Genomic DNA, 26,638 nt, shown 5'->3' with positions numbered 1-26,638 from the left:
CTTTAACGGCAGTCATAGTGACAGATTCGATAAGTAAATCCTATTCTGTTCTAAGCCATGCTGCCGGAAAAGTTACAACTATGTGACGAACCCCTCAATACCTTAGTAACGAAAGCGGTTATTGCGCTGATAACCGGGCACTTTTGGCGATTTAATCGACCGAATCACCCACACCACAGCAACGGCCAGCAGTAACCACGGCAGCAGTTTGATCGTCAGCGCAAACAGTCCGCCAATAAACATGACCACCGTCGCCACCACGATAGCCGCCAGAATGCCGAGCAACGAAACGCCTGTCGCTAACAGCATAACAAAAAAGCCAATCACAAAAAGTAGTTCCAGCATGGTGCTCTCCCACGAGTTCCCGAGTAATGCATTAAGCATTACAAGATCCATGCCAAAGCTAACGTTTTGTTCTTAAAGCAAAACGCCCCGCGAGAACTCGCAGGGCGTGGTGAATTTGACGAACTTTTAGCGAAAGTTATCGCTTGTCTGCCACCAGTCGCAGCGCATGTTCCAGCACCTCAATATCGGCTCCGGCTTTATGCGCATTCTCGCTCAGGTAGCGGCGCCACTGACGCGCGCCCGGTATACCCTGGAACAGACCCAGCATATGGCGGGTGATGTGGCCGAGATACGTACCGTTGCTCAGCTCGCGCTCAATATAAGGGTACATCGCACGCACGACGCCAACCGGATCGGTGTCTGAACCTTCGATGCCAAAGATTTCGCGATCGACCGTCGCCAGAATGCCCGGGTTCTGGTACGCCTCGCGGCCGACCATCACGCCATCCATATGCGCCAGATGCGCTTTGGCCTCTTCCAGCGACTTAATGCCGCCGTTGATCGACATCGTCAGGTGCGGGAAGTCACGCTTCAGTTGATACACGCGCGGGTAGTCCAGCGGCGGGATTTCGCGGTTCTCTTTCGGGCTCAGGCCGGAGAGCCAGGCTTTTCGCGCGTGGATGATGAACATCTCGCATTCGCCCTTTCCGGAGACCGTATCGATGAAGTTGCACAGGAATTCGTAGCTGTCCTGGTCGTCAATCCCGATACGGGTTTTGACCGTCACCGGAATGGAAACGACGTCGCGCATCGCCTTGATACAGTCCGCTACCAGCTGGGCATTCCCCATCAGGCAGGCACCGAACATACCGTTTTGCACACGGTCGGACGGGCAGCCAACGTTCAGGTTGATCTCGTCGTAGCCGCGCGCTTCCGCCAGCTTCGCACACTGCGCCAGCGCGGCCGGATCGCTGCCGCCCAGCTGCAGGGCAACCGGATGCTCTTCTTCGCTATAGGCCAGATAGTCGCCCTTCCCGTGAATGATTGCGCCTGTGGTCACCATTTCGGTGTACAGCAGCGTATGGCGGGAGAGCTGGCGCAGGAAATAGCGGCAGTGTCTGTCCGTCCAGTCGAGCATCGGCGCAATGGAGAAACGGTGTGCGGGGAAAGCGGTCTGTGATTCTGACGACATGGCGAAGTTTTAAGCATCTGGTGGAAAAGGGGCGCTACTATAGCACAAAGAAAAGCCGGAGGCGCAGCGCCTCCGGTGGACTTTAGAACGTCATGCTCAGCTGAGCCCCTGCGCCCCAGGTTTCGTCTTCACCGTACAGGCCCATCAGGTCAACATGCACGGTGCTAAACGGCGCGAAACCGACACCGCCGGTAAAGACATTGCTGTCGTTACCCTTCACGTCTGCACGATAACCCGCACGCACCGCCAGCCAGCTCAGCGGCGTCACCTCGGCACCGACACCCACGTACTGCGACGTATCTTCGCTCTTGAAGCCTTTGGTTTCGGTCAGATCGCCATCGGCGGTCAGCGTCACCAGGTCGTTGTGCCAGGCGGCACCGGCGGTTACCAGCGGGCGGATCTGATAGGTGTCTTTATAGCTCACCACTTCTCCCGTACGGCCGTTGCGGATACGGATATCTTTGGTGTCGATATCGCGCGACATCAGGTTTTGTCCGCTCACGCCAACGGTCCAGTGTTCGCCAAAATCGGCCGCAATACCGGCATCCACGTTAAAGCCCGTATCGTCAGTGCGGTAGCGGCTGTCGTTCCACTTGTTACTGTCGTAATCGTAGATTGACGTGGTGTAGTTATAGACCCAGGTTTTTTGCAGCTTTGGCGTCACGCCCACGGAAACAGGGACGCCGCCGAGGTCAAACTGGCGGGCAACGGCAACACCATAGTCTGAGACAATCGCTGCCCGGCCAGACGCGGTTGAGTTGAGGTTTTTAGTGATCTGATCCGTGCCGTTCAGCGCAGCGTCCAGGGCGACACCGGCAGCCACCACATTACTGCGTTGAATACCGCGCAGGTAATCAATATCCTGCTGATCGATAGACGAGCTCACCCGGCCATGGGCATAGCCTTTCGCCATGAAGGCTACCGAAAGGACATCGTTAGGGATACTCACCGCAAGCCCTGCACCAGCCGTTGCGCGTGCGGTTTTGCCTTTGAGATAGTCCAGCTCATCGGCCAGATCTTTGGCCGCGCCCTGGAATTGATTAATGGAACCTAATGGATTGGTTATAATTTCTCTTGGCGTGAGATTATCAACCACATCCTTGTAGTGATTGATTTTGTCGTTGATGGTATCAATCTCGTCCTGAAGATTGTCCTCATCCGTTACCTGTACACCAACGGACGGCAAAATAACCGTCACATCATCGTCAGGTTTTGCCTTTGCCAGCAGCGCGGGGTTGATTAATGCCCCACTGCCATAGCTCCCGGAGGCAACGCCAGTGCCACCCATTGCGTCGCTCCGTGATTCTGTCCAGGTATTGGCTGCTCCCGCCTGATTTGCCATAAACAAGGAAACAGCGATACTAACCACCGAAAATTTTAAATTTTTTTTCACAGTATGCCCGTTATAGTCTGTTATGAAATAACCCCTGTCTGTTATCACCCAAACAGGAACGAACTATTGCTGTGAATAAGTAGTAAAAGACCCGCTATTTCTATCCCTAAGTAAAACTCCCTTACGGCCTGTTATATTTTGTGACGGCCCTCAATATTTATAGAAGAGGAAATTATTTTTTCCCAGGTTTTCCATCATGCGGTCCAAAAAACTGGGGCGGGTGGTCTACCCAGCGATCCTCTCGGGTAGCGGCATAAACCGGGTTAAGCGGATAGTATATGCGGTTATGCTTCTTGTTGGCCTCGCCAACGACCAGGAGCCGAACCTCGTCGTCCGTGTTGTTGATAAAGGTATGACAGATGCCGGTACCGGCGGGAAAACCTACGCTGTCGCCAGGCTCCAGCTTCCACAAGTAGCCATTAATCCAGGCGTCAGGGTGGCCTTCAAGCACGTAAATAAACTCTTCTTCGTCGCTCTCCGCGTGCGGATAGGACGTCCTGCGCCCGGGCGGCAGGCGCTCATGATGGATGCCAATGCGCCCGAGCCCAAGCTTTCGAGCCAGCGGGGCGCCGATAGAAAAAAGCTCATCGCTATCTGGATAGGTCGAATCATCCGCGACTTCTACGTCTCGCCAGTGTCGAATACAGTCAGGTTTTTTCATTGTTTATTTCCCGGTTTGTAATGGGTCAGGTATAGCACAGACTGGCGGATCTCGGCGTTTTTACCAGAACATGATAAAGTGAGGGTTTTCCGTCCTATAACATCCGGGGTGCTACATGGATAAGTCCACAAAAGAGCTGTTAGCGCAGGCCGAAAAGCTGTGTGCGCAACGCAATGTGCGCCTGACTCCGCAGCGCCTTGAAGTATTACGCCTGATGAGCCTGCAGCAGGGTGCCATCAGCGCCTACGATCTGCTCGACCTGCTCCGCGAAAGCGAGCCGCAGGCAAAGCCGCCGACGGTCTATCGCGCTCTGGATTTCCTGCTTGAACAAGGGTTCGTGCACAAGGTGGAATCCACCAACAGCTATGTGCTGTGCCATCTGTTCGATCAGCCCACCCACACATCGGCGATGTTTATCTGTGACCGCTGCGGCGTGGTGAAAGAAGAGGCTGCGGAAGGCGTGGAAGACATTATGCATACGCTGGCAGCGAAAATGGGCTTTGCCCTGCGTCATAACGTGATTGAAGCCCACGGGCTCTGTTCCGCGTGCGTGGAGGTGGAAGCCTGTCGTCATCAGGACGCCTGTCAGCACGACCACTCTATTCTGGTGAAGAAAAAGCCGCGTTAACGGCAAAAGAAAAGGCGGCTTAGAGCCGCCCTGTGGGTTATTCAGCGTTACCAGCGGTAGTCGTTACGGGTTTCCCAGTCTTTGACTTCGTTTTCCGCCTGATCTTTCGCGTAGCCGTAACGTTCCTGAATTTTACCGACAAGCTGATCGCGTTTACCTTCAATGACGGTCATATCGTCATCAGTCAGCTTACCCCACTTTTCTTTCGCTTTACCTTTGAACTGCTTCCAGTTGCCGCCGATTTCGTCTTTATTCATCATCGTGTCCTCTTAGTTAAGCGTCGGGTCGTAACGTCCGTTACGTTCTTTTCTGCTGGACGTGATAATTATTGTAGTTAAGGATTCCGTAGTTAATTTCATATTCGGAATCTTTAACCGTCACGATATATCGTGGCGCGAAGAGAACCAGGTATCGTTTTGCCAGTGGCGGTGCCAGATAAACGCCAGCGATAACCCGCGCAGCGAGAGGAAGACGGCCAGGGCCAGCCACAAACCGTGATTACCCAGCCAGGGAAGCGTTAGCAGCGTCAGACCAAACCCTGCCGCCGCGACCGCCATGCTGTTGCGCATTTCCGCTCCGCGCGTCGCACCAATAAACATGCCGTCCAGCAGATAACACCAGACGCCGACCACCGGTAAGATGACTTGCCAGAGGAGATAGTGACTCGCCAGCTCGCGCAGAGCAGGTATAGACGTCAGCAATGCAACGATCTGCTCACCAAAGCAGGCGTAAACCAGACCAAAGGCCAGCGCCACCAGTCCCGACTGACGGCAGGCTGCCCGCCAGACAGCCCGAAGCTGCCCGCTTTCTCGCGCACCGTACGCCTGCCCGGAATGCGCTTCAACCGCGTAGGCAAAACCGTCCAGCGCATAGGCGGTAAAGGTCAGAAGCGTCATCAATATCGCGTTGACCGCCACGATTTCTGGCCCCAGTCGAGCCCCGAAAACCGTCAGCGCGCCGAAGCAGAGCTGAAGAAGCAGCGAGCGCAGCATGATGTCACGGTTGAGGGCCAGCAGCTTACGGATATTGCCGCGCCATGCGGTTTTGAGCAGCGCCAGAGAGATCCCGCGCATCGACAGCACGCGCCAGACCATCCACAAGCCAATGATAAAGGTCCCGTATTCGGCAATCGCCGTCGCCAGCGCCGCGCCCCGCACGTTCATATGCAGGCCCATCACCAGCCAGATATCCAGCACAATGTTGAGAAGGTTGCCCACCACCAGCAAAATCACTGGCGCCCGTGCATACTGAACGCCCAGTAGCCACCCCAGCAGAACCAGGTTAGCCAGCGACGCTGGCGCGCTGAGCCAGCGGATTTCAAGGAAACGTCGCGCCTGATCCAGTACCGCCTCGCTGCCGCCAACGATATGAAGCGCAAGATCGATCAGGGGTGTCCGCAATACAACGATTAATGCACCCGCGCCAAGCGCGAGTATCAGCGGCTGCACCAGCGCACGCGCCAGACGCAGCGGATCTTTCGCACCATAAGCCTGTGCGGTAAGACCGGTGGTGCTCATGCGTAAAAAGAGCAACAGCATAAACAGGAAGCTGGTTGCCGTCGCGCCAATCGCCACGCCGCCAAGATAAACTGGTGAATCAAGATGGCCTATAACGGCAGTATCAACCAGTCCCAGTAAAGGCACGGTAATATTGGAGAAAATCATCGGCAGGGCAAGACGCCACAATGCCTTATCTGATGCCGTCAGTAGTGACATGCGAAATACCGGGAAAGGTAGATGAACAGGCTACAGCGGAAGCGTAGCCTGTCAGGAAGAGATTACAGCCATTCACCGTTACGAATCACGCCTACTGCCAGACCTTCGATAGAGAAGTTCTGTTCGCGGAGATCGACCACAATTGGGGTGAACTCGTTGTTTTCAGGCAGCAACTGAACGGTGTTACCCTGTTTTTTCAGACGTTTGACGGTGACTTCATCGTCAATGCGCGCGACAACCACCTGGCCGTTACGCACATCCTGCGTTTTATGTACCGCAAGCAGATCGCCGTCAAGAATACCGATGTCTTTCATCGACATGCCGCTAACGCGCAGCAGAAAATCAGCGCTCGGCTTGAACATGGCTGGATCGACCTGGTAATGACCTTCAATATGCTGCTGTGCCAGTAAAGGCTCACCGGCAGCAACACGACCTACCAGCGGAATGCCCGTCTCTTCTTCTACAAGCAGTCGGATACCGCGTGACGCGCCTGATACAATCTCAATCACGCCTTTACGCGCCAGCGCTTTCAGGTGTTCTTCGGCAGCATTCGGAGAACGGAAACCCAGACGCTGCGCGATTTCCGCACGCGTAGGTGGCATACCCGTCTGGCCGATATGATCCCGGATGAGATCAAACACCTCTTGCTGCCTGGTCGTTAACGCTTTCATTCCGCCCCCTGGGTGTATATACAGTTATGCTGTGAGTATATACAGTCAAAGGCGATTTTGGAACCAAAAACTGCACAAAAAACCAGGGACTTAATTATTCCTCGAGGCTCATCGGAAATGTGACCAAAGCAGCGTGACCCAGGTGATAACGGCAGTGATAATCGCCAGTAATACGGCAGCAGATCCCATGTCTTTTGCGCGGCCAGAAAGCTCATGGAAATCGGAACCGATGCGATCCACAACGGCCTCAATAGCGCTATTAAGAATTTCCACTATCATCACCAGAAGTACAGAACCGATAAGAAGTACGCGGGTAATAGCATCAACATCAAGGAAACAGGCGACGATCACCGCGATGATAGCGGCGACGCCCTCCTGGCGAAACGCGGCCTCGTTGGCCCATGCGGCACGGAAACCTTTCCATGAATAGCCGGCGGCTTTGATGATACGTGTTAACCCAGTGGTATTATTGGCCATTAAAAGAACCTTTTTTAAAAAAGAGCGTCAGTAACAGGAGCCGTAGCGCGTTTCGCTACAGCCTGAAGTATGACGGGTAACAACAGAAATTTTGCGCGCTTTCTGTTATCCTTGCGCCGCAATTGCATTATTAACCAGAGGCTTTACATCGTTTATGTCCGGCTGGCCACGAATTTACTACAAATTACTTAATTTACCATTAAGCATCCTGGTAAAAAGCAAGTCTATCCCAGCAGAACCCGCGCTGGAACTGGGGCTCGATACGTCGCGTCCCATTATGTACGTTTTGCCTTATAACTCGAAGGCTGACTTACTGACGCTTCGCGCCCAGTGTCTGGCGCATGACTTACCAGATCCGCTTGAACCGCTGGAAGTTGACGGTACGCTGCTGCCGCGCTACGTGTTCATCCACGGCGGGCCGCGCGTGTTTACCTATTACACGCCGAAAGAAGAGTCCATCAAGCTGTTCCATGACTATCTCGACCTGCACCGCAGCAACCCCGATCTGGATGTGCAGATGGTGCCGGTATCGGTGATGTTTGGTCGTCGTCCGGGCCGCGAAAAAGGTGAAGAGAATCCGCCGCTGCGCATGCTTAACGGCATCCAGAAGTTCTTCGCGGTCTCCTGGCTGGGACGCGACAGCTTTGTGCGTTTCTCCCCTTCCGTTTCGCTGCGTCGCATGGCGGACGAGCACGGCACCGACAAGATCATCGCGCAAAAACTGGCGCGCGTGGCGCGTATGCACTTCGCCCGTCAGCGCCTCGCTGCCGTAGGGCCACGCCTCCCGGCGCGTCAGGATCTGTTCAACAAGCTGCTGGCTTCCAAAGCGATTGCCCGCGCCGTTGAAGATGAAGCGCGCAGCAAGAAAATTTCGCATGAGAAAGCCCAGCAGAACGCCATTGCGCTGATGGAAGAGATTGCAGCGAACTTCTCTTACGAGATGATTCGCCTTTCCGATCGTATTCTCGGCTTTACGTGGAACCGCCTGTATCAGGGCATCAACGTCCATAACGCCGAGCGCGTGCGTCAGCTGGCGCATGATGGCCATGAGATTGTCTATGTCCCCTGCCACCGCAGCCACATGGACTACCTGCTCCTTTCCTACGTGCTCTATCATCAGGGGCTGGTACCGCCGCACATTGCTGCCGGTATCAACCTGAATTTCTGGCCAGCAGGTCCGATTTTCCGCCGCCTGGGCGCGTTCTTTATTCGTCGTACCTTCAAGGGTAACAAGCTCTACTCCACCGTGTTCCGCGAGTATCTGGGCGAGCTGTTCAGCCGCGGCTATTCCGTGGAGTACTTCGTGGAGGGCGGGCGTTCCCGTACCGGTCGTCTGCTCGATCCGAAGACCGGCACGCTGTCGATGACCATCCAGGCCATGCTGCGCGGAGGTACCCGTCCGATTACGCTGGTGCCTATCTACATTGGCTACGAGCACGTGATGGAAGTGGGCACGTACGCGAAAGAGCTGCGTGGCGCGACCAAAGAGAAAGAGAGCCTGCCGCAGATGCTGCGCGGCTTGAGCAAGTTGCGCAATCTTGGTCAGGGCTACGTTAACTTCGGCGAGCCGATGCCGCTGATGACGTACCTGAACCATCACGTTCCGGAGTGGCGCGAGTCCATCGATCCTATCGAAGCGGTGCGTCCGGCCTGGCTAACGCCAACGGTTAACGGCATCGCGTCCGAGCTGATGGTGCGCATTAACAACGCCGGTGCGGCTAATGCCATGAACCTGTGCTGTACGGCACTGCTGGCTTCGCGCCAACGCTCGCTGACCCGTGAACAGCTCACAGAGCAGCTGGATTGCTATCTGGATATGATGCGGAACGTGCCGTATTCGGTTGATTCGACCGTACCTTCTGCGACCGCCAGTGAGCTTATCGATCACGCGCTTCAGATGAACAAGTTTGAAGTCGAAAAGGACACGATCGGCGACATCATCATTCTGCCGCGCGAGCAGGCGGTGCTGATGACCTACTACCGCAACAACATCACGCATATGCTGATGCTGCCGTCGCTCATGGCCGCCATTATTACCCAGCATCGTCATATCTCCCGTCAGGAGCTATTGCGCCATCTTGAGACCATCTATCCGATGCTGAAAGCGGAGCTGTTCCTGCGCTGGAGTAAGGATGAGCTGGCGACAGAACTGGATAAGATGACGGAAGAGATGCGTCGCCAGGGGCTGATCGCTGTTTCAAACGACGAGCTGCACATCAATCCGTCACGCTCCCGTACCCTGCAGCTGCTGGCGGCCGGTGCGCGTGAAACGCTGCAGCGCTACGCCATTACGTTCTGGCTGCTGAGTGCGAACCCGTCCATCAACCGCGGTACACTGGAGAAAGAAAGCCGGACGCTGGCCCAGCGCCTGTCCGTTCTGCACGGCATTAACGCCCCTGAATTCTTCGACAAAGCAGTCTTTAGTTCTCTGGTACTGACGCTGCGTGATGAAGGCTTCATCAGCGATACAGGCGATGCCGAGCCGGAAGAGACGCTGAAGGTTTACCAGATGCTCGCAGAGCTGATTACCTCGGACGTGCGCTTGACGATTGAGAGCGCCACGCAGGGCGAGTGATGTTAAAAACCCGGGTGATGGTTTCACCTGACCCGGCCTGACGTTCTGCATAATAAAAGGCCCGGTAAGCGTTAACGCTACCGGGCCTTTTTTTTGCCTTGTTAAATCATTGCATTTAGCTGAGCAGCGTAAAGGCAATCATCCCGACAATCGCACCCGTCGTGCCGAGTATGGTTTCCATCAGCGTCCAGGTTTTCAGAGTTTGCGCTTCGGTGGCACCGGTAAACTTACCGAACAGCCAGAAGCCGGCGTCGTTAACGTGAGAGACCACAATCGAACCGCCCGCGATACAAATAGAAAGCGCGGCCATCTGGGCACCGGAGTAGTTCAGCTGTTCAATCACCGGCATCACCAGACCCACGGCGGTTAAACACGCCACGGTAGCAGAACCCTGGATGATACGTACCGCCGCAGCCAGCACAAAGCAGGTCACCGCAATTGGCAGGCCCATCCCGGTCAGCGCTTCACCCAGAGCCGGGCCAACGCCGGAATCCACCAGCACCTGCTTGAACACGCCGCCGGCACCGATCACCAGCAGGATAATGCCCGCAGGCTGCAGCGCCGCACCGCAGATCTCCATCACCCGGTCTTTCGGCATCCCCTGACGCATCGCCAGGCCGTAAATCGCCACCAGACAGGCCACCAGGATCGCCGTGAACGGGTGACCGATGAACTCAAACCATTCGTAGGCAGTGGACCCCACCGGCACAAAGCGCGCGGCGATGGTTTTCAGACCCACCAGAACCAGCGGCAACAGGATCAGCGACAGGCTGAAGCCGAAGGACGGCATTTTGCCCTCGCCCAGGTGCGGCTCGGTGACGTCATCCGGAATATGCAGCTCAACGTAACGGCTGATGAAGTTGCCCCACAGCGGACCGGCGATAATCATCCCCGGGATTGCCGCGCACAGGCCAATCAGGATCATCCAGCCAAAGTCGGCGTGCATCTGGGAGGCCAGCAGCATCGGCGCAGGCCCCGGCAGCAGAAACGCCGCAGCCGCCGCCACCCCCGCAAACAGCGGAATGACCAGCTTCACGAGGTTAGTACCAGTATGGCGCGCCATGGAGAATGCGACGCTTATCAGCAGCACAACGGCCACTTCGAAGAACAGCGGCAGCGCGCAAATCAGCCCTGCCAGGCCAATCGCGTAGTGCGCACGGCTGTGGCCAAAGGATTTCAGCATCTTCACTGCAATCTGGTCGACCGCGCCCGTCTCGTGCAAAATCTTGCCAAACATCGCGCCCAGCGCGACCACAATCGCCAGGAAGCCCAGCGTACCGCCCATCCCTTTTTCCATCGTCGCGGCGATCTTGTCGAGCGGCATACCGGAAAAGAGACCAGCACCAATAGAAACCACCATCAAAGCAACAAAGGCGTGCATGCGCGCCTTCATCACTAAAAACAGCAGCAGCAATACCGAACCCACTGCTGTCAAAACTAGCGTTAATGTACTCAAAACTTACTGCCTTTTATTAATGACCTCGATGGTGCTGGCAACAACACCCTCCAGTGACTGATCGATATCAACCACTAAGACGTCTTTCTCGTCTTCACCCGGCTCCTGCAGCGCTTCGAACTGCGTTACCAGCATCTGGGTTTTGAAGAAGTGACCTTTACGCGCCTTCAGGCGGCTTTCAATCACCTCGAAATCCCCTTTCAGGTAGATGAAAGAGAGGTTTGGGTTGCCGTCGCGCAGCAGGTCGCGATAGGTTTTTTTCAGCGCGGAGCAGACGATCAGGGAGACTTTATTGGTACGCTGCATAGCGAACGCGGCGTCATTCAGCGCCTGCAACCACGGTTTGCGGTCGTCGTCGTTCAGCGGCTCGCCGGAGGCCATTTTCATGATGTTGCTGCGCGGATGGAGGAAGTCGCCATCAAGAAACGCAGCCTGGAGTTGATGCGCCACTTCGCTGGCCACGGCTGATTTCCCGCTACCGGAAACGCCCATCAGGACGTAGACGTGGTGATCGTGATTAGTCGTGCTCAAAGGGTGTCCCTCAGTCAATTGTTACGGGTAACAGTTATCGGTAACATTGTCCTGCTGGGGCAAAAGAGAAGCAATATCCAAACGTGCGCGAAGTGAATAAGTGTGAGCTACTTCAAATTTGTCAGTTCAAATAGATCCACCCGGTGACAAGGTGAAACCTAAATCTAACATTTTCGGGGTAACCGTCTCGCCACGAATGCGCGCCAGCAGGCGTTCTGCGCCAATGCGGCCCATACGTTCACGCGGCGTCAGGACGCTCGCCAGACGCGGCTCCATCACCTGACCGATGTCATGGCCGTGGAAACCGGCGATCGCCATATCATCAGGGATCTTCAGCCCCAGACGCTGGCACTCAAACGCTGCGCCGACCGCAAGGTCATCGTTGGTACAAAAAATACCGTCCAGTTGCGGATACTCGCGTCGCGCCTGACGCATCAGCTCAATACCCGACGTATAGGAAGAGGACTGCTCCACCATCACGCTGTAGGGGGTTAAGTTCGCGTCAAGCATCGCCTGCTCGTATCCCTTCTGTTTGATGATAGTACGTTCATCAAGACGCGCACCCAGATAGGCGATATGACGATGCCCACGGGCGATGATGGCCGCCGTCATCTGACGCGCCGCTTCGAAGTTATCAAACCCCACGGCGATGTCGAGGCACGGCGACTGGCTATCCATCAGCTCCACGACCGGAATACCGGCCACTTCAATCATTTTGAGCGTGCGGGCAGTGTGGGTACGTTCGGTTAAAATCAGGCCGTCAATGTTCCAGGAAAGCATCGATTCAAGACGTTCCTCTTCGAGTTCCGGCTTGTATCCGTAGTGGGCGAGCATGGTCTGGTAGCCAAACGCATCGGTGACGCTTTCGATTCCACGTAATACTTCGGCAAATACCTGGTTGGTCAGAGAAGGAAGCAGGACGCCCACCGCGCGGCTGGTCGCATTGGAGAGGATATCGGGCGCGCGGTTGGGGATATAACCCAGTTCATCAAGGGCAGCGGCAATCTTGCCACGTAACGCCACGGAAACCTGCTCCGGGTTACGTAAAAAACGGCTGACCGTCATTTTGGTCACACCGACGCGATCGGCGACATCCTGAAGTACGGGGCGTTTCTTTTTCATCGTCCTGAGAAATCTTGAAGTGAGAGATTTGCTCAGTTTACCACGGACAAAGCCCATCCTTCCCCTGTCAAAGGGAAGGATGGGGATTTATTTATGTTTTATTACACCGGCGGCAGGTCAAACAGCAGAATTTCGCTTTCGCTGTCGGCATGCACGGAGATCGCCTGCTCGTCCCAGATGGCCAGACCATCGGCGGTTGTCGCTTTGGTCCCGTTGATGGACACCTCCCCTTTCACCACCTGGATCCACACGCGGCGGTTGGCGGCGATCTGGTGCACAGACTGTTCATCTTTCGCCAGCGCCCAGCGGTACAGCTCCATATCCTGATGCACTTTCAGGGAGCCTTCACGCGCATCCGGGGACAGCACCAGCTGTTTGCCTTGTTTCGCGTCGAAGCGGCGCTGCTCGTAGCGCGGCGTGATGCCGGTCTCTTCTGGAATGATCCAGATTTGATACAGGTGCAGTTTTTCCGTTTTGCTCGGGTTGTACTCGGAGTGACGCACCCCGGTACCCGCGCTCATAATCTGGAACTCGCCTGCCGGAACCTGCTCTTTGTTGCCCATGCTGTCCTGGTGCTCAACCGCGCCTTCCAGCACATAGGTCAGGATTTCCATGTCTTTGTGCGGGTGGGTACCGAAGCCCTGGCCTGCATCAATCACGTCGTCGTTAATCACGCGCAGCGCGGAGAAGCCCATGAAGTTCGGGTCGTAGTAGTCGGCAAACGAGAATGAATGCCATGAGTCCAGCCAGCCATGATTCGCGTGACCACGTTCGTTTGCTTTGCGTAAGTAGATCATTGTTTTCACCCTCAGTTCGTTTCGATGGAGTAAGTGTGGACGCAAACGGCCTGGGATCATAGAGGGTGAAAATTGACTCCTCTGTTCAAAAATTATGAACAAGCACAGAGGAGCCGTTTTTGCTTATTTCGCGAGGGTTATCGTGGCAGGAGAAGCCTGTTCGAAGGCCCGTTCAAGGATTTCGAGGTTGGTCAGAACGTCAGATTCCTTGACGTAATTCGCCGTGCCGTTTGTGAGGGTCTCAAACAGCGCATCGTAGACGCGGCCATAGTCGCCGCTTTCCGGCTTCAGCGTTTCTTTGACCGTCATGCCCTCGTCGTTCACATACTCCAGCACGCCCACGGAATCGCCTGCGGCAAATCCCGGCTCGCCCGGCATGATATTGGCCTTCAGGCTGGTCTCCTGCTGGTCAATGCCGTACTTAATGAACGAACCCCGGGTACCGTGAACGATAAATTTCGGGTAGTCGATCTTCACCAGGTGGCTGGTTTTGACGATGGCCTTCAGATCGCCGTAGAACAGCTGGGCTTCGAAGGTATCGTCCGGATTGGCTTTGTTGCGCAGGCTGCGAATGTCATACGCCACGTGGTCCGGGCGGCCAAACAGGGAGATGATCTGGTCCATGGTGTGCACGCCCAGACCATAGAACGAACCATCCTGAGGCAGTCCGGGCTGCGTTTCCGCCACCGGACGGTAGTAATCGAAGTGACTTTCGATTTCCACGATGTTGCCGAGCTTGCCGCTTTCAATCGCTTTTTTCGCCGTCAGGAAGCAGCTGTCAAAGCGACGGTTCTGGTACGGCGTAACGGTCAGGCCTTTGCTTTTCGCCAGCGCGAACAGCTCTTTCGCTTCGGCAATAGTCGGGGTGAACGGCTTTTCTACCAGCACGTTTTTACCCGCATTGAGCGCGCGTTTGGCATAGTCAAAATGGCTGTCGGCGTGGGTGCAGACAATCACCAGCTTCACCTGCGGGTCGTTAAGCACCTCGTCGAGATCGCTGGTGAAGTGGATGTGGGAATACTGCGGAGATTGCTCTTCCGGCTTCGCGCGGCGGCGGTAGATATGGGCCACATGCCAGGTATCTTTACGGTTGAGGACATACGGCAGGTGATAGCGGGTGGTGCTTTTACCAAATCCAATAAATGCGCAATGTAGTGTCATGGCTCAGTCCTTTTGGAAGGTTACTGAGTCTAACCATAACAAAAAAAAGCCAGCTAAAAGCTGGCTAAAGTAATACTGGAAGCAATGTGAGCAATGTCGTGCTTTCAGGTTCCCGTAGGAGTCTTCCTGAATGCAGAGCAATAATAATCATTCTCATTCGCACTTGTCCAATACTTTTTGCAAAAAATAGCGGTTGACTCAAATTTTAAAGTCATTGATGTTGGAAGGGACTTTTAACTGACTGAGGAACAAGGAATGAGTGAGATAGTGATACGCCATATCGAACCCAGCGATGCAGAAGCTTTACGTGACATCATGTCGCATCCTGATGTGTATCACGACACGCTACAACTCCCTCATCCTTCTATGGAAATGTGGCACGAACGCGTTGCGACAAAACCAGGCCGGCGCCATCTCGTTGCCTGTCTTGACCAGCGCGTTATTGGACATATGGCGCTGGACGTAATGGAAAACCCGCGTCGCAGCCATGTTGCCACATTCGGCATCAGCGTGGCTGCGGATATGCAGGGACGCGGCGTAGGCCGCAGGCTCATGAGCGAGATGATCAACCTGTGTGACAACTGGTTGCGCATTGAACGTATCGAACTGACGGTCTTTGCCGATAACCCCGCGGCAGTTGCCCTCTATAAAAATTTTGGTTTTGAAATCGAAGGGACCGGCAAGAAATTTGCCCTGCGCAACGGCGAATATGTGGACGCGTATTATATGGCGAGAATGAAGTAGTGATTTGCCGGGTGGCGGCTTCGCCTTGCCCGGCCTACGTTCGTGCAGTTGTAGGCCCGGTAAGCGCAGCGCCACCGGGCAATACATCAATACCCCGCCGTCAAATCATCCACCGAACGCGGATCTGATGCGCCAAACAGCGCTCCGTCCGGCCCTACCATAATGCTCTGGGTGCTGCCCATCGCCTCTTTCACCGCCACCTTCTGCCCACGCTGCTCAAGCAGTTTAATGGTGTCCGGGCTAAAGCCCTTCTCGACGCGCAGCTCGTCCGGCAGCCACTGATGATGGAAGCGCGGGGCGTTGGTGGCTTCGGCGACGTTCATCCCAAAGTCAATGCTGTTCACCACCATCTGCAATACTGTGGTGATAATTCGGCTGCCGCCCGGGCTGCCGGTTACCAGCCAGGTTTTGCCATCTTTCACGACAATGGTGGGCGACATGGACGACAGCGGACGTTTCTTCGGCCCTACCGCATTCGCATCGCCGCCGACCAGCCCGTAGACGTTCGGCACGCCCGGCTTGGCGGAGAAGTCATCCATCTCGTTGTTCAGCAGAATGCCGCTATTGCCCGCCACAATCCCGGTGCCAAACGTGGTGTTGAGCGTATAGGTCACCGCCACCGCGTTACCGTCTTTATCCACCACCGAGAAGTGGGTGGTCTGGTTGCTTTCATACGGCGCCAGCTTGCCGGGGCGGATCTCGCTCGACGGCTTAGCCTTGTTGATGTCGATCTGATCGGCAATGGATTTGGCGTACGCCTTGTTGGTCAGCGCCTGCCACGGCACCTTCACGAAGTCCGGGTCGCCGAGATATTCCGAGCGATCGGCATAGGCGCGTTTTTCCGCTTCCGCCATTATCTGCATGGCATCCGCGCTGCCAAAGCCGAACTTGTGCATATCGAAGTTTTCAAGAATGTTGAGGATCTGCACGATGTGAATGCCCCCGGAAGACGGCGGCGGCATGGAGAAGACCTCATAGCCGCGGTAGGTGCCGCTAATCGGCTCGCGCTCCACCGCCCTGTAGTCCGCCAGATCCGCTTTGGTGATGAGCCCGCCGTTCTTCTGCATCTCTTCCGCAATCTGGTCGGCAATCGCCCCTTTGTAGAAGGCGTCCGGACCGTGCTCCGCAATCAGCTCCAGGCTTTTGGCGAGGTTCTTCTGCACCAGCTTATCGCCCTTCTTCAGCGGCTCGCCATCTTTCCAGAAGATCGCCTTGCTGTTTTCGTGATTCGGAATGACTTCGCTACCGTAGGTTTTGAGGTCGTCTGCCAGCGCGTCATTCACCACAAAGCCCTCCCGCGCCAGCTTGATGGCAGGCTGCACCACCTTGTTTAGCGGCATCGAGCCGTATTTTTCCAGCGCCAGCGAGAAGCCAGCAACGGTGCCCGGCGTGCCGGACGCGAGATGCGAGGTCAGGGATTTTTTACTGTCCGGGTTGCCCTGGTCATCAAGGAACATGTCCCGTGACGCCTGAGAAGGCGCCATTTCACGGAAGTCGATGGCGGTGGTTTTCCCGTCTTTGGTGCGCAGCATCATAAAGCCGCCACCGCCCAGGTTCCCCGCTTGCGGGTGCGTCACCGCCAGCGCGTAGCCGACGGCGACCGCGGCATCCACCGCGTTACCGCCCTGTCTGAGAATATCGACGCCCACGCGGGTCGCCAGCGCATCCACGGATGCCACCATGCCGTGGGTTGCCCGCACGGGATGAAAAACATCTTCCTCCACGCCGTAAGAGACCGGAGGCGCCGCGGGCGGGTTCGCCGCCACGCTAAATGTACCGCCAGCCATCAGCGCGGCGAGGGCGACCCAGCGCAAAAACGTTGGTTTCATCATTATTGTTCTCCAGGTGAAGGGATCCATATTCCCCGCTTAAGCCTGGTTCACAACTCCTAAAAAATCATCGTCATGGTGAAATCAGGGTAAACTTAAGAGAGACCTCAAGAGGAGGAAATGACAATGAAACGCTTATTGATTCTTACGGCGCTGATCCCCTTTGCCGCGCTCGCACAGCCACTCAACACCATGAATAACCCGAATCAGCAGGGTTACGTCATCCCGAGCCAGCAGCGTATGCAGACCGAGATGATGAGCCAGCAGCAGCAGCAAAAAGGGATGCTGAATCAGCAGCTGAGAACGCAGACCCAGGTGCAGCAGCAAAGCCTGCAAAATCAGATGAACGCCAACACCCAGCGCGTGCAGCAGGGGCAGGTGCGCGAGCAGCCGTTGCCAAATAAAAACGGCGGGATGTTAGGGGGAATGACGTCGTCAGGCAGCGGACAGCAGCATATGCTGCCGCCGCAGTCGAATGGCAGTATGCTTAATCCGCAGAACTAAAGTCCGGGCCGATCAGGTCGATTGCATCGGTGCAGATGCTGTCCACCCCCCAGCGCAGCAGTTCGGCCGCGCGCTGGGGTTTATTGACGGTGTAAACCAGAATATGCAGACCCGCGTCCTTCAGCATCTTCACCCGCGTCTCATCCAGCAGCTTGTGGTTGAGATGAATAGAGACGCACGCTAAGCGCGTCGTCAGCTCGCGCCAGTCCTCGCGCCACTCGTCAAGCAGCAGCCCGCGCGGCAGCTCCGGCACGGCCGCCTGTGCCGCTTCCAGTGCGTCAATTTCAAACGAGGAGAGCAGCGGCGCGGTCATCCCTTCCCACAGCTCGCGCGCGGCAAGGGCAATCACTTTGCCCGTCAGCAGCCCGGTGCCGGTGGTCGGTTTGATTTCGATATTGGCCATCATGCCGTGCTGGCGACAGCGATCGGCTACTTCCGCCAGCAGCGGCAGCGGTTCGCCTTTAAATTCGCCGCTGTACCAGCTTCCGGCGTCAACTTTCAGCAGATCGCGCCACGGCAGCTCGCCCGCCACGCCCCAGCCGTTGCTGGTGCGTTCAAGGTTATCGTCATGCAGCAGGAAAATTTCGCCGTCTTTCGACAGCTTGGCGTCGAACTCGATCATCGTGTGACCGTAGCGCGCGCCGACGTCAATCGCCGCCAGCGTGTTTTCCGGCGCCAGCTTACCGCCGCCGCGGTGGGCGACGACGTGGGGATAAGGCCAGTTGCTCATACTCGTTGTCCTGTTTCACCGTCAAACAGGTGCAGATGATTTTCCGGCAGGTGCAGCCACAGCGTGCTGCCTGCTTTAGGGCGCTCCTGATGTGCCAGACGCACCACCATCTTTTGCTCGCCCCAGCGCCCGTGCGCCAGGTTATCTGCACCCAACATCTCCAGCGTGTCCATGATCAGCGGCACGCCGCCTTCCGCCTGAGAGGTTAAACCGATATGTTCCGGGCGGATACCGAGCGTCATCTTACGCCCGGCGTAGCCACGATAGTACCAGTTGATTGGCAATGCCATCCCGCTTTCCAGCTCAAAGTGCGAGCCCGCGCTGCTGATACGCCCTTCCAGCAGGTTCATCGCCGGGCTGCCGATAAAGCTCGCCACAAAGCGGGTAGCCGGTTTCTCATACACTTCCACCGGGGTACCAATCTGCTCGGCAACGCCTTTGTTCATCACCATCACGCGCTGGGCGAGGGTCATGGCTTCGACCTGATCGTGGGTAACGTACAGCGAGGTGGTTTTCAGACGACGGTGCAATTGCTGCAGCTCAAGACGCATCTGCACGCGCAGCTTGGCGTCGAGGTTAGAGAGCGGCTCGTCGAACAGGAATACCGCCGGATCGCGCACGATGGCGCGCCCCATCGCTACGCGCTGGCGCTGGCCGCCGGAGAGCTCGCGCGGGCGGCGCTTGAGCAGGCCGTCCAGCTCCAGAATGCGGGCGGCTTCTTTCACGCGCTCCTCGATATGGCCTTTGCCCATGCCGCGGATTTTCAGCCCCCAGGCCATGTTCTCCTCCACGCTCATGTGCGGGTAGAGAGCGTAGTTCTGGAAGACCATCGCGATACCTCTGTCTTTCGGCTCCATCTCGGTGACGCGCTGGCGGTCAATCCAGATGTCCCCAGACGTCACGCGCTCCAGCCCCGCCACCATGCGCAGCAGGGTGGATTTGCCGCAGCCGGACGGGCCGACCATCACGATAAACTCCCCGTCCGCCACGTCGAGCGTCAGCGGCTGGATCACCTGGGTTTTGCCGTCCCAGCTTTTGGTTACTGCCTGAAGTTTTAAACCTGCCATCTTATTTCTCGCTATCGACCAGGCCGCGGACAAACGCGCGCTGCATGGCTAAAACAATGACTACGGGTGGGATAAGGGTGAGCAGCATCGCCGCCATCACCTGGTTCCAGAGGGTGGTGCCTTCGCCGACGGCAATCATGCCTTTGATGCCCGCCACGGCGGTGCCGAGATTGACGTCCTGAATAATCAGCAGCGGCCACAGGTACTGGTTCCAGCCGTAGATAAAGGTGATCACAAACAGCGCCGCAAGGTTGGTTTTCGACAGCGGCAGCACGATGTCGCGGAAGAAGCGCATCGGTGAGGCGCCGTCGATGCGCGCGGCTTCAATCAGCTCGTCCGGCAGGGTCATAAAGAACTGGCGGAAGAGGAAGGTGGCGGTCGCCGAGGCCATCAGCGGCAGGGTTAAGCCCGCGTAGCTGTCGAGCATCTTCAGGTTGGCGATCACCTCCACCGTCGGGAAGATACGCACCTCAACCGGCAGCATCAGCGTGATGAAGATCATCCAGAAGAAGAGGTTACGCAGCGGAAAGCGGAACCAGACGATGGCGAACGCCGAAAGCATCGACACCGTAATTTTGCCGACCGTAATGCCAAACGCCATGATGAAGCTGTTGAGCATCATCAGCCAGAACGGTGCGCTGTTGACGCCCACGCCCTGGGTCCAGATGGTCTTCATGTTCTCAAAGAGGTGGCCGCCGGGGATCAGCGTCATCGGCGTATCGAACACCGCTTTGGTGTCCAGCGTGGCGGCGACAAAGGCCACGTACAGCGGGAAGAGGATGACGATGATCCCTAAAATCAGCATGGTATGGCTGAAAATCGTCAGCCCGCGACGGTTCTCAATCATTGGTAGCGCACCTTACTTTCGACATAGCGGAACTGCACCACCGTGAGGATGATGACGAGGAACATCAGCACAACCGACTGCGCGGCAGAGGCGGAGAGATCCAGCCCGGCGAAGCCTTCGCGATAGATTTTGTAAATCAGCGTGGTGGTCGCCTGCACCGGGCCGCCTGCGGTGGCCGCATCGATTACCGGGAAGGTGTCGAAGAAGGCGTAAACGAGGTTAACCACCAGCAGGAAGAAGCTTACCGGGGCGATCAGCGGCAGCGACAGCCTGAAGAAGCGACGAATCGGCCCTGCGCCGTCAATCGCGGCGGCTTCCACCAGCGAGCGGGGAATGGACTGCAGCGCGGCAAAGAAGAACAGGAAGTTATAGCTGATCTGCTTCCACACCGAGGCGAACACCACCAGGAACATGGCCTGACCGCTGTTCTGGGCGTGGTTCCAGTCGTAGCCGAACTCTGCCAGGAAGTGGGTAATCAGCCCGCGACCGGGGTTAAACAGGAAAATCCACAGTACGGCAGCGACGGCGGGCGCCACGGCGTATGGCAGCAGCATCAGGGTCTGATAAATACGACTTCCGCGCACCACGTAGTCCACCAGCGCGGCGAAAAATAGCGAGGCAACAAGGCCGCTGACGGTGACCAGCGCGCTGAATTTCATCGTCGTCCAGAAGGACTCCAGGTAGTAGCTGTCATTGAACAGCGCGGTAAAGTTGTCCAGCCCGACAAACTGGCTGGAAAGCCCAAACGGATCGACGCTTTGTACCGAGTACCACAGCGCTTCGCCCGCAGGCCAGATAAAGAAGATAACGGTGATGACCAGCTGAGGCGCGACCAACAGGTACGGCAGCCAGCGGGAACGGAACACCGGACGGGATGATGACATAGGTTAGCTCTGTAGGTATTCACCCCTCACCCTAGCCCTCTCCCCAGAAGGGAGAGGGGACTGCACGGAGCCGTCTTTTCTCCCTCGCCCCTTTGGGGAGAGGGCCGGGGTGAGGGGCAGGTTTGAATTACGATTTCGTCGACTGCTCAAAGCGGCGCAGCAGCTGATTCCCGCGCTCTACCGCGGAATCCAGCGCCTGCTGTGGCGTTTTCTTCCCGGTCCAGACGCTTTCCAGCTCTTCATCCACAATGGTGCGGATCTGCGGCATGTTGCCCAGGCGCAGGCCTTTGGTGAACGGCAACGGCGGCTTGTTCAGCATCTGACGCGTCGCGATGTCCGCCCCTGGGTTCTTGCTGTAGAAGCCCTGCTCGCGGGTCAGGTCGTACGCGGCTTTGGTGATCGGCAGGTAGCCGGTCTTCTGGTGCCATTCGGCGGCGTTTTCCGGCTTCGCCAGGAAGTCGAGGAACTCGGCTACGCCTTTATAGGTGCCCTTGTCTTTACCCTGCATCACCCACAGGCTCGCCCCGCCGATGATGGCGTTCTGCGGCGCGCCCTTCACGTCAGCATCGTACGGCATCATGCCCACGCCGTAGTTGAATTTGGCGTAGTGGCGGATGTCCGCCAGAGAGCCGGACGAGGCGGTGGTAATGGCACAGTCGCCGTTGTAGAACTTCTCGGTGGATTCGTCTTTACGCCCGAAGTAGCTGAAGTCGCCCTTCTTGTTCAGATCGGCAAGCAACGCAATGTGCTTCACCTGCTCCGGCTTGTTGAACTCCAGTACCGCATCGGTGCCGTCGAAGCCGTTGTTTTTGGTCGCAACCGGCAGGCCGTGCCAGGCGCTGAAGTTTTCGATCTGGATCCAGCCCTGCCAGCCGCTGGCGTAGCCGCACTTCATCCCCGCCGCTTTCAGCTTCGCGGTGTATTCGGCCAGGTCCTGCCAGGTTTTTGGCGGCTGCTCCGGATCTAAACCGGCTTTCTTGAAGGCGTCTTTGTTGTAGTACAGCACCGGCGTGGAGCTGTTAAACGGCTGAGACAGCAGATGGCCGGTTTTGGAATCGGTGTAGTAACCCGCTACGGTCGGTACAAACTGGGATTCATCGAAGTTGATACCCGCTTCTTTGAATACTTCATAGACCGGCTTGATGGCTTTGGAGGCCATCATGGTGGCAGTGCCCACTTCATAAACCTGTAACAGTGCAGGCGCGTTGCCTGTACGGAAGGCGGCGATGCCCGCGCTCAGGCTCTGCTCGTAGTTGCCTTTGTACACCGGCACAATTTTGTAATCCGGGTGGGTGTCGTTGAAACGCTGCGCCAGGGAGTCAACTTCTTTACCCAACTCCCCTTCCATGGAATGCCAGAACGGAATGGTCGTCACAGCCATTGCGTTCGTCGCAAAAGCCAGACCCAGTGCCAGACCCAAAGCTGTGTGTCGTAACGATGTCATTGTCATCTCTCTTATTGTGCCGGATGCGCGATATCACGCGTTTTATGCTCGCGAGGTAACATGACATGCTCGAATGACAGAAAAATAACTGTTTGTTTACAGATAAGTGACAGTAAAGGGTCAGGGGGATGATGGTTGTGTGAAGGGGGTTTATGTGAAAAAGCCGGGTGGCGGCTTCGCCTTACCCGGCCTGGTTGATACCGTAGGCCCGGTAAGCGTAAGCGCCACCGGGCGATACAGACGGCTCAGCCGCCCAGATACGCGCTCCGCACCGCTTCGTTCGCCAGCAGCGCGTCGCCGGTGTCCTCCAGCACCACGCGGCCGTTCTCCAGCACGTAGCCACGGTCGGCGAGCTTCAGCGCCTGGTTGGCGTTTTGCTCGACGAGGAAGATGGTCATCCCCTCTTTACGCAGCTGCTCGATGGTGTCGAATATCTGCTGGATGATGATTGGCGCCAGGCCGAGCGACGGCTCGTCCAGCAGCAGCAGGCGCGGCTGGCTCATCAGCGCGCGGCCGATCGCCAGCATCTGCTGTTCACCGCCGGACATGGTGCCCGCACGCTGAATGCGGCGCTCCCACAGGCGCGGGAAGAGTTCGTACACCCACTTGATGCGGGTCTGGTATTCATCGCGGTGGGCGAAGAACCCACCCATCGCCAGGTTCTCTTCCACCGTCATACGCGAGAACACGCGGCGCCCTTCCGGAACAATCGCCACCGCCTCGCGCATGATTCTGGCGGTCTGCCAGTCGGTAATGTCTTTGCCATCAAACACAATCCGCCCGCTGGTGGCGCGCGGGTCGCCGCACAGGGTGCCGAGCAGCGTGGTTTTGCCCGCGCCGTTGGCGCCAATCAGGGTCACGATTTCACCTTGATTGATATGCAGGCTGACGTCGTGCAGCGCCTGGATCTTGCCGTAGTGCGCGTTGACCTTGTCGAACGTTAACATCGCTTTTTCCATCTTATGCCTCACCCAGGTATGCGCGGATCACGTCCGGGTTGTTGCGGATCTCTTCCGGCGTGCCGTTTGCCAGCGGCGTACCCTGGTTAACCACGTAGATACGGTCGGAAATGCCCATTACCAGCTTCATGTCGTGCTCAATCAGCAGAATGGTGGTGTCGTGGTGATCGCGCAGCTCGGCAATCAGCTCGTCCAGCTCTTTGGTCTCTTTCGGGTTGAGGCCCGCCGCCGGTTCGTCGAGCATCAGGATTTCCGGCTGGGTGACCATGCAGCGCACAATCTCCAGACGACGCTGGTCGCCGTAGGCCAGGTTGCTCGCCTGACGGTTGGCGTGCTGCAGCAGGCCAATTCGGTCGAGCCAGGTGGCGGCGCGATCGAGCGCTTCATCCTGGGCGCGGCGGAAGGCCGGGGTTTTCAGCAGACCGGAGAACAGCCCGGTTTTCAGCTGCTGATGCTGCGCAACCAGCAGGTTCTCAATCACCGTCATCTCGCGGAACAGACGCACGTGCTGGAAGGTACGCACCACGCCCATGCGGGCAATCTGCTGGCCCGGCAGCCCTTCAAGGTGCTTGTCGCGCAGCATGATGGTGCCGCCCGTCGGCTTGTAGAAGCCGGTCAGGCAGTTAAAGACGGTGGTTTTCCCCGCGCCGTTCGGGCCAATCAGGGAGACAATCTCTTTCTTGTGCAGATCCAGTGACACATTGTTGACCGCCAGCAGGCCGCCAAAACGCATCATCAGACCGTTAACGGATAATAATGGCTGACTCATGCCTGCTCTCCTTTCGCTTGCCCGTTCTTCAGCTTCAGCTGTGGACGGGTCATCGGCAGCAAGCCCTGCGGACGCCAGATCATCATCAGCACCATCAAACCACCCAGCATTAACATGCTGTATTCGTTAAAGTCACGCATCAGCTCGCGCGAAACCACCAGCAGGATGGCCGCGAGGATAACGGCGAACTGCGAGCCCATCCCGCCGAGCACCACAATCGCCAGCACAAAAGCGGATTCGGCAAAGGTGAACGATTCCGGGCTGACGAAGCCCTGACGCGCGGCAAACAGCGTCCCGGCGAAACCGGCAAACGCGGCGCTGATGGTGAACGCGGTCAGCTTGATGCGTGTCGGGTTCAGGCCCAGGGAACGGCAGGCGATCTCATCCTCGCGCAGTGCTTCCCACGCGCGGCCCAGCGGCATGCGCAGCAGGCGGTTAATCACGAACAGGGTGATCACCACCAGCAGCAGCGCTACCAGATAGAGCCAGATCACGCGGTCGGACGGGTCATACTTCACGCCGAAGAAGTTACTGAAGGTATCCCAGCCGCCTTCGCGGGCGGTACGGCTGAACTCCAGACCGAAGAAGGTCGGTTTCGGGATCTGGCTGATGCCGTTCGGGCCGCCGGTCACTTCGGTGTTGTTCAGCAGCAGGATACGGACGATTTCACCGAAGCCTAAGGTCACGATCGCCAGGTAGTCACCGCGCAGGCGCAGCACCGGGAAGCCAAGCAGGAAACCGGCTGCGGCGGAGACCAGCCCCGCCAGCGGCAGACAGGTCCAGAAGCCGAGGCCGTAATAGTGGTTCAGCAGCGCGAAGGTGTAGGCGCCGATGGCGTAGAAGCCGCCGTAGCCAAGCACCAGCAGGCCAGATAGCCCCACCACCACATTCAGACCAAGACCAAGAATCACGTAGATCATGGTCAGGGTAGCGATATCTACGGTTCCACGAGAGACCACAAACGGCCACGCCACGGCGGCCACCAGCAGCGCCACGAGGAACAGCTTCTGCTTAACGGTTGACCCGTCGATGGCCGGCAGAACGAATTTCGGCCCGGAGACGTTTTTCAGCGACTTCTGGAACAGCGGACGCAGCAGCTGGAACAGGAACACCACGGCAGTGCCGATAAATACCCACTGCCAGCGGATGTCGGGGGCGGCGTCTACCACCAGCTTCGTCCCGTCCAGACCTAACTGGACGCCCATAAAGACGCCCGCCAGCACGAAGAACATGGCGGCAGAGAGCAGCGCCATTGCAAAATGCATCGGTTTCATACTTTCTCTACCTCCGGACGGCCCAGAATACCGGTAGGCATCACCAGCAGAACCAGAATCAGCAGGGCAAACGACACCACATCTTTATACTCAGTGCTCAGATACGCCGAGGAGAGCGCTTCCGCCACACCCAGGATCAGGCCGCCGATCATCGCCCCCGGAATACTGCCGATACCGCCCAGAACCGCCGCGGTAAACGCTTTCATCCCGGCCATAAAGCCGATGTACGGGTTGATCACGCCGTAGAACTGGCCGAGCAGCACGCCTGCGACGGCCGCCATCGCGGCGCCAATCACGAAGGTCAGGGCAATCACGCGGTCGGTGTTGATGCCGAGCAGGCTCGCCATCTTCAGGTCTTCTGCGCAGGCGCGGCAGGCGCGTCCCATCCGCGAGTAGCGGATGAACAGCGTCAGGGCCAGCATCGCAATAAAGGTCACGACCCAGATAACCAGCTGCATGGTGGTGATAGAGGCCGAGAAGTTTTCACTGGCCCCCACAATCCACTGGCCGTTAAACAGGCTTGGCAGCGCCACGTCGCGCGAGCCTTCGGTCAGGCTGACGTAGTTTTGCAGGAAGATCGACATCCCGATCGCGGAAATCAACGCAATCAGACGCTTGGAGCTGCGCACCGGCCGGTAGGCCACGCGCTCGATGCTCCAGCCGTAGGCGCTGGCAATCACAATCGCGCCAACAAACCCGGCGGCGACCAGCAGCCAGCTGCTGTCGATGCCCATCATCATAAGGGCAGCAATAATCATAAAGGAGACATAGCTACCGATCATGTAGACCTCGCCGTGGGCGAAGTTGATCATGCCGATAATGCCGTAAACCATCGTATAGCCGATGGCGATCAGCGCGTAGGTGCTTCCCAGCGTAACGCCGTTAAACATCTGCTGCAGGAAATAGAGAAACTGCTCGGACAT

The 26,638-nt window shown here is 57.1% G+C and carries 27 protein-coding genes; 4 read left to right on the top strand and 23 right to left on the bottom strand.

The annotated features are described in order from the left end of the window. Positions 1-102: 102 nt before the first annotated feature. The 4 genes from pspG to UR504_RS18435 form a co-directional block, all read right to left on the bottom strand. Positions 103-345: an envelope stress response protein PspG gene (gene pspG, locus UR504_RS18450; RefSeq protein WP_111964222.1), complete on the bottom strand. Its 243-nt coding sequence runs from the start codon at positions 343-345 to the stop codon at positions 103-105. A gap of 136 nt (positions 346-481) precedes the next feature. Further along, the gene (gene dusA, locus UR504_RS18445) at positions 482-1,477 is read right to left on the bottom strand and encodes a tRNA dihydrouridine(20/20a) synthase DusA (protein WP_271369644.1); all 996 of its coding nucleotides are present in this window, start codon (positions 1,475-1,477) and stop codon (positions 482-484) included. A gap of 82 nt (positions 1,478-1,559) precedes the next feature. Beyond that, complete coding sequence (locus UR504_RS18440; protein WP_302237960.1) at positions 1,560-2,870, bottom strand: conjugal transfer protein TraF; 1,311 nt, start codon at positions 2,868-2,870, stop codon at positions 1,560-1,562. A gap of 172 nt (positions 2,871-3,042) precedes the next feature. Continuing rightward, complete coding sequence (locus UR504_RS18435; RefSeq protein WP_115876925.1) at positions 3,043-3,531, bottom strand: cupin domain-containing protein; 489 nt, start codon at positions 3,529-3,531, stop codon at positions 3,043-3,045. 115 nt (positions 3,532-3,646) lie between these two features. On the opposite strand from UR504_RS18435, the gene zur reads away from it, so the two are divergent. Further along, positions 3,647-4,159 carry a zinc uptake transcriptional repressor Zur gene (gene zur, locus UR504_RS18430; RefSeq protein ID WP_008503369.1) on the top strand — a complete coding sequence of 171 codons (513 nt, stop codon included), beginning with the start codon at positions 3,647-3,649 and terminating at the stop codon, positions 4,157-4,159. 47 nt (positions 4,160-4,206) lie between these two features. Here zur and UR504_RS18425 read toward each other — a convergent pair whose 3' ends face one another. The 4 genes from UR504_RS18425 to UR504_RS18410 all read right to left on the bottom strand — a co-directional run bounded on the left by UR504_RS18425 (position 4,207) and on the right by UR504_RS18410 (position 7,022). Further along, on the bottom strand, positions 4,207-4,416 hold the full coding sequence (locus UR504_RS18425; protein ID WP_024906712.1) for a CsbD family protein: 210 nt from the start codon (positions 4,414-4,416) through the stop codon (positions 4,207-4,209). A gap of 120 nt (positions 4,417-4,536) precedes the next feature. Beyond that, positions 4,537-5,874, bottom strand: coding sequence for an MATE family efflux transporter DinF (gene dinF / locus UR504_RS18420; RefSeq protein ID WP_302237964.1), 1,338 nt, complete (start codon positions 5,872-5,874; stop codon positions 4,537-4,539). Positions 5,875-5,936: 62 nt separating this feature from the next. Continuing rightward, the gene (lexA, locus tag UR504_RS18415; RefSeq protein ID WP_111964211.1) at positions 5,937-6,545 is read right to left on the bottom strand and encodes a transcriptional repressor LexA; all 609 of its coding nucleotides are present in this window, start codon (positions 6,543-6,545) and stop codon (positions 5,937-5,939) included. A gap of 108 nt (positions 6,546-6,653) precedes the next feature. Beyond that, positions 6,654-7,022, bottom strand: a complete 369-nt coding sequence (locus tag UR504_RS18410; protein WP_111964212.1) for a diacylglycerol kinase — start codon at positions 7,020-7,022, stop codon at positions 6,654-6,656. Between the two features lie 154 nt (positions 7,023-7,176). Here UR504_RS18410 and plsB point away from each other — a divergent pair, with 154 nt between their 5' ends. After that, entirely contained in the window at positions 7,177-9,597 is a 2,421-nt protein-coding gene (gene plsB / locus UR504_RS18405) for a glycerol-3-phosphate 1-O-acyltransferase PlsB (RefSeq protein ID WP_115876928.1), read from the top strand. 115 nt (positions 9,598-9,712) lie between these two features. Here plsB and gntU read toward each other — a convergent pair whose 3' ends face one another. The 5 genes from gntU to UR504_RS18380 form a co-directional block, all read right to left on the bottom strand. Further along, positions 9,713-11,053, bottom strand: coding sequence for a gluconate transporter (gene gntU, locus UR504_RS18400; RefSeq protein ID WP_127729256.1), 1,341 nt, complete (start codon positions 11,051-11,053; stop codon positions 9,713-9,715). 3 nt (positions 11,054-11,056) lie between these two features. Next, positions 11,057-11,584, bottom strand: a complete 528-nt coding sequence (gene gntK, locus UR504_RS18395; RefSeq protein WP_008503362.1) for a gluconokinase — start codon at positions 11,582-11,584, stop codon at positions 11,057-11,059. Between the two features lie 126 nt (positions 11,585-11,710). Then, the gene (gntR, locus tag UR504_RS18390) at positions 11,711-12,706 is read right to left on the bottom strand and encodes a gluconate operon transcriptional repressor GntR (RefSeq protein ID WP_021242747.1); all 996 of its coding nucleotides are present in this window, start codon (positions 12,704-12,706) and stop codon (positions 11,711-11,713) included. A gap of 101 nt (positions 12,707-12,807) precedes the next feature. Further along, entirely contained in the window at positions 12,808-13,503 is a 696-nt protein-coding gene (locus tag UR504_RS18385; protein ID WP_008503360.1) for a pirin family protein, read from the bottom strand. A 123-nt stretch (positions 13,504-13,626) separates the two neighbouring features. Next, on the bottom strand, positions 13,627-14,664 hold the full coding sequence (locus tag UR504_RS18380) for an oxidoreductase (protein ID WP_274241728.1): 1,038 nt from the start codon (positions 14,662-14,664) through the stop codon (positions 13,627-13,629). A gap of 255 nt (positions 14,665-14,919) precedes the next feature. Between UR504_RS18380 and yhhY the strand changes: the two genes are divergently transcribed. Beyond that, positions 14,920-15,408, top strand: a complete 489-nt coding sequence (gene yhhY / locus UR504_RS18375) for an N-acetyltransferase (RefSeq protein WP_021242744.1) — start codon at positions 14,920-14,922, stop codon at positions 15,406-15,408. Positions 15,409-15,494: 86 nt separating this feature from the next. Here the strand turns inward: yhhY and ggt are convergent, their stop codons facing one another. Then, positions 15,495-17,240 carry a gamma-glutamyltransferase gene (ggt, locus tag UR504_RS18370; protein ID WP_274241726.1) on the bottom strand — a complete coding sequence of 582 codons (1,746 nt, stop codon included), beginning with the start codon at positions 17,238-17,240 and terminating at the stop codon, positions 15,495-15,497. A gap of 123 nt (positions 17,241-17,363) precedes the next feature. Between ggt and UR504_RS18365 the strand changes: the two genes are divergently transcribed. Then, entirely contained in the window at positions 17,364-17,741 is a 378-nt protein-coding gene (locus UR504_RS18365; protein WP_111964217.1) for a DUF2756 family protein, read from the top strand. On the opposite strand, the gene ugpQ is transcribed toward UR504_RS18365, so the two are convergent. From ugpQ to livH, 9 genes are all read right to left on the bottom strand, one after another. Continuing rightward, positions 17,725-18,471: a glycerophosphodiester phosphodiesterase gene (ugpQ, locus tag UR504_RS18360; protein WP_274241725.1), complete on the bottom strand. Its 747-nt coding sequence runs from the start codon at positions 18,469-18,471 to the stop codon at positions 17,725-17,727. The two genes, UR504_RS18365 and ugpQ, sit on opposite strands and share 17 nt — an antisense overlap. After that, on the bottom strand, positions 18,468-19,538 hold the full coding sequence (locus UR504_RS18355; protein ID WP_274241724.1) for a sn-glycerol-3-phosphate import ATP-binding protein UgpC: 1,071 nt from the start codon (positions 19,536-19,538) through the stop codon (positions 18,468-18,470). The genes ugpQ and UR504_RS18355 overlap by 4 nt, the downstream gene beginning before the upstream one ends. A 1-nt stretch (position 19,539) precedes the next feature. Beyond that, the gene (gene ugpE / locus UR504_RS18350; RefSeq protein ID WP_274241723.1) at positions 19,540-20,385 is read right to left on the bottom strand and encodes a sn-glycerol-3-phosphate ABC transporter permease UgpE; all 846 of its coding nucleotides are present in this window, start codon (positions 20,383-20,385) and stop codon (positions 19,540-19,542) included. After that, positions 20,382-21,269 (bottom strand): sn-glycerol-3-phosphate ABC transporter permease UgpA, encoded by an 888-nt coding sequence (ugpA, locus tag UR504_RS18345; protein ID WP_133293578.1) that lies wholly within the window; start codon positions 21,267-21,269, stop codon positions 20,382-20,384. Before ugpA ends, ugpE begins: the two co-directional genes overlap by 4 nt. A gap of 127 nt (positions 21,270-21,396) precedes the next feature. Then, positions 21,397-22,713, bottom strand: a complete 1,317-nt coding sequence (gene ugpB / locus UR504_RS18340; RefSeq protein WP_023310025.1) for a sn-glycerol-3-phosphate ABC transporter substrate-binding protein UgpB — start codon at positions 22,711-22,713, stop codon at positions 21,397-21,399. A gap of 245 nt (positions 22,714-22,958) precedes the next feature. Continuing rightward, entirely contained in the window at positions 22,959-23,672 is a 714-nt protein-coding gene (gene livF, locus UR504_RS18335) for a high-affinity branched-chain amino acid ABC transporter ATP-binding protein LivF (protein WP_008500102.1), read from the bottom strand. A 1-nt stretch (position 23,673) separates the two neighbouring features. Next, the gene (gene livG / locus UR504_RS18330) at positions 23,674-24,441 is read right to left on the bottom strand and encodes a high-affinity branched-chain amino acid ABC transporter ATP-binding protein LivG (protein ID WP_024906698.1); all 768 of its coding nucleotides are present in this window, start codon (positions 24,439-24,441) and stop codon (positions 23,674-23,676) included. Then, the gene (gene livM, locus UR504_RS18325) at positions 24,438-25,715 is read right to left on the bottom strand and encodes a branched chain amino acid ABC transporter permease LivM (RefSeq protein WP_048226437.1); all 1,278 of its coding nucleotides are present in this window, start codon (positions 25,713-25,715) and stop codon (positions 24,438-24,440) included. The genes livG and livM overlap by 4 nt, the downstream gene beginning before the upstream one ends. Then, the gene (gene livH / locus UR504_RS18320) at positions 25,712-26,638 is read right to left on the bottom strand and encodes a high-affinity branched-chain amino acid ABC transporter permease LivH (RefSeq protein WP_013099131.1); all 927 of its coding nucleotides are present in this window, start codon (positions 26,636-26,638) and stop codon (positions 25,712-25,714) included. The genes livM and livH overlap by 4 nt, the downstream gene beginning before the upstream one ends.

The sequence above is a fragment of the Enterobacter sp. 241F3 genome (genome assembly GCF_034106785.1).
Lineage (GTDB): Bacteria > Pseudomonadota > Gammaproteobacteria > Enterobacterales > Enterobacteriaceae > Enterobacter > Enterobacter vonholyi.
The sequence above is the reverse complement of the archived record's forward strand: the minus strand, read 5'-3'. Positions and strand labels throughout refer to the sequence as shown.

Excerpts from the sequence above, each read along its gene's own strand:
- pspG (WP_111964222.1), bottom strand. The coding sequence starts at position 345 with ATGCTGGAACTACTTTTTGTGATTGGCTTTTTTGTTATGCTGTTAGCG.
- dusA (WP_271369644.1), bottom strand. The coding sequence starts at position 1,477 with ATGTCGTCAGAATCACAGACCGCTTTCCCCGCACACCGTTTCTCCATT.
- UR504_RS18435 (WP_115876925.1), bottom strand. The coding sequence starts at position 3,531 with ATGAAAAAACCTGACTGTATTCGACACTGGCGAGACGTAGAAGTCGCG.
- zur (WP_008503369.1), top strand. The coding sequence starts at position 3,647 with ATGGATAAGTCCACAAAAGAGCTGTTAGCGCAGGCCGAAAAGCTGTGT.
- UR504_RS18425 (WP_024906712.1), bottom strand. The coding sequence starts at position 4,416 with ATGAATAAAGACGAAATCGGCGGCAACTGGAAGCAGTTCAAAGGTAAA.
- dinF (WP_302237964.1), bottom strand. The coding sequence starts at position 5,874 with ATGTCACTACTGACGGCATCAGATAAGGCATTGTGGCGTCTTGCCCTG.
- lexA (WP_111964211.1), bottom strand. The coding sequence starts at position 6,545 with ATGAAAGCGTTAACGACCAGGCAGCAAGAGGTGTTTGATCTCATCCGG.
- UR504_RS18410 (WP_111964212.1), bottom strand. The coding sequence starts at position 7,022 with ATGGCCAATAATACCACTGGGTTAACACGTATCATCAAAGCCGCCGGC.
- plsB (WP_115876928.1), top strand. The coding sequence starts at position 7,177 with ATGTCCGGCTGGCCACGAATTTACTACAAATTACTTAATTTACCATTA.
- gntR (WP_021242747.1), bottom strand. The coding sequence starts at position 12,706 with ATGAAAAAGAAACGCCCCGTACTTCAGGATGTCGCCGATCGCGTCGGT.
- UR504_RS18385 (WP_008503360.1), bottom strand. The coding sequence starts at position 13,503 with ATGATCTACTTACGCAAAGCAAACGAACGTGGTCACGCGAATCATGGC.
- UR504_RS18380 (WP_274241728.1), bottom strand. The coding sequence starts at position 14,664 with ATGACACTACATTGCGCATTTATTGGATTTGGTAAAAGCACCACCCGC.
- yhhY (WP_021242744.1), top strand. The coding sequence starts at position 14,920 with ATGAGTGAGATAGTGATACGCCATATCGAACCCAGCGATGCAGAAGCT.
- ggt (WP_274241726.1), bottom strand. The coding sequence starts at position 17,240 with ATGATGAAACCAACGTTTTTGCGCTGGGTCGCCCTCGCCGCGCTGATG.
- UR504_RS18365 (WP_111964217.1), top strand. The coding sequence starts at position 17,364 with ATGAAACGCTTATTGATTCTTACGGCGCTGATCCCCTTTGCCGCGCTC.
- ugpQ (WP_274241725.1), bottom strand. The coding sequence starts at position 18,471 with ATGAGCAACTGGCCTTATCCCCACGTCGTCGCCCACCGCGGCGGCGGT.
- UR504_RS18355 (WP_274241724.1), bottom strand. The coding sequence starts at position 19,538 with ATGGCAGGTTTAAAACTTCAGGCAGTAACCAAAAGCTGGGACGGCAAA.
- ugpE (WP_274241723.1), bottom strand. The coding sequence starts at position 20,385 with ATGATTGAGAACCGTCGCGGGCTGACGATTTTCAGCCATACCATGCTG.
- ugpA (WP_133293578.1), bottom strand. The coding sequence starts at position 21,269 with ATGTCATCATCCCGTCCGGTGTTCCGTTCCCGCTGGCTGCCGTACCTG.
- ugpB (WP_023310025.1), bottom strand. The coding sequence starts at position 22,713 with ATGACATCGTTACGACACACAGCTTTGGGTCTGGCACTGGGTCTGGCT.
- livF (WP_008500102.1), bottom strand. The coding sequence starts at position 23,672 with ATGGAAAAAGCGATGTTAACGTTCGACAAGGTCAACGCGCACTACGGC.
- livG (WP_024906698.1), bottom strand. The coding sequence starts at position 24,441 with ATGAGTCAGCCATTATTATCCGTTAACGGTCTGATGATGCGTTTTGGC.
- livM (WP_048226437.1), bottom strand. The coding sequence starts at position 25,715 with ATGAAACCGATGCATTTTGCAATGGCGCTGCTCTCTGCCGCCATGTTC.
- livH (WP_013099131.1), bottom strand. The coding sequence starts at position 26,638 with ATGTCCGAGCAGTTTCTCTATTTCCTGCAGCAGATGTTTAACGGCGTT.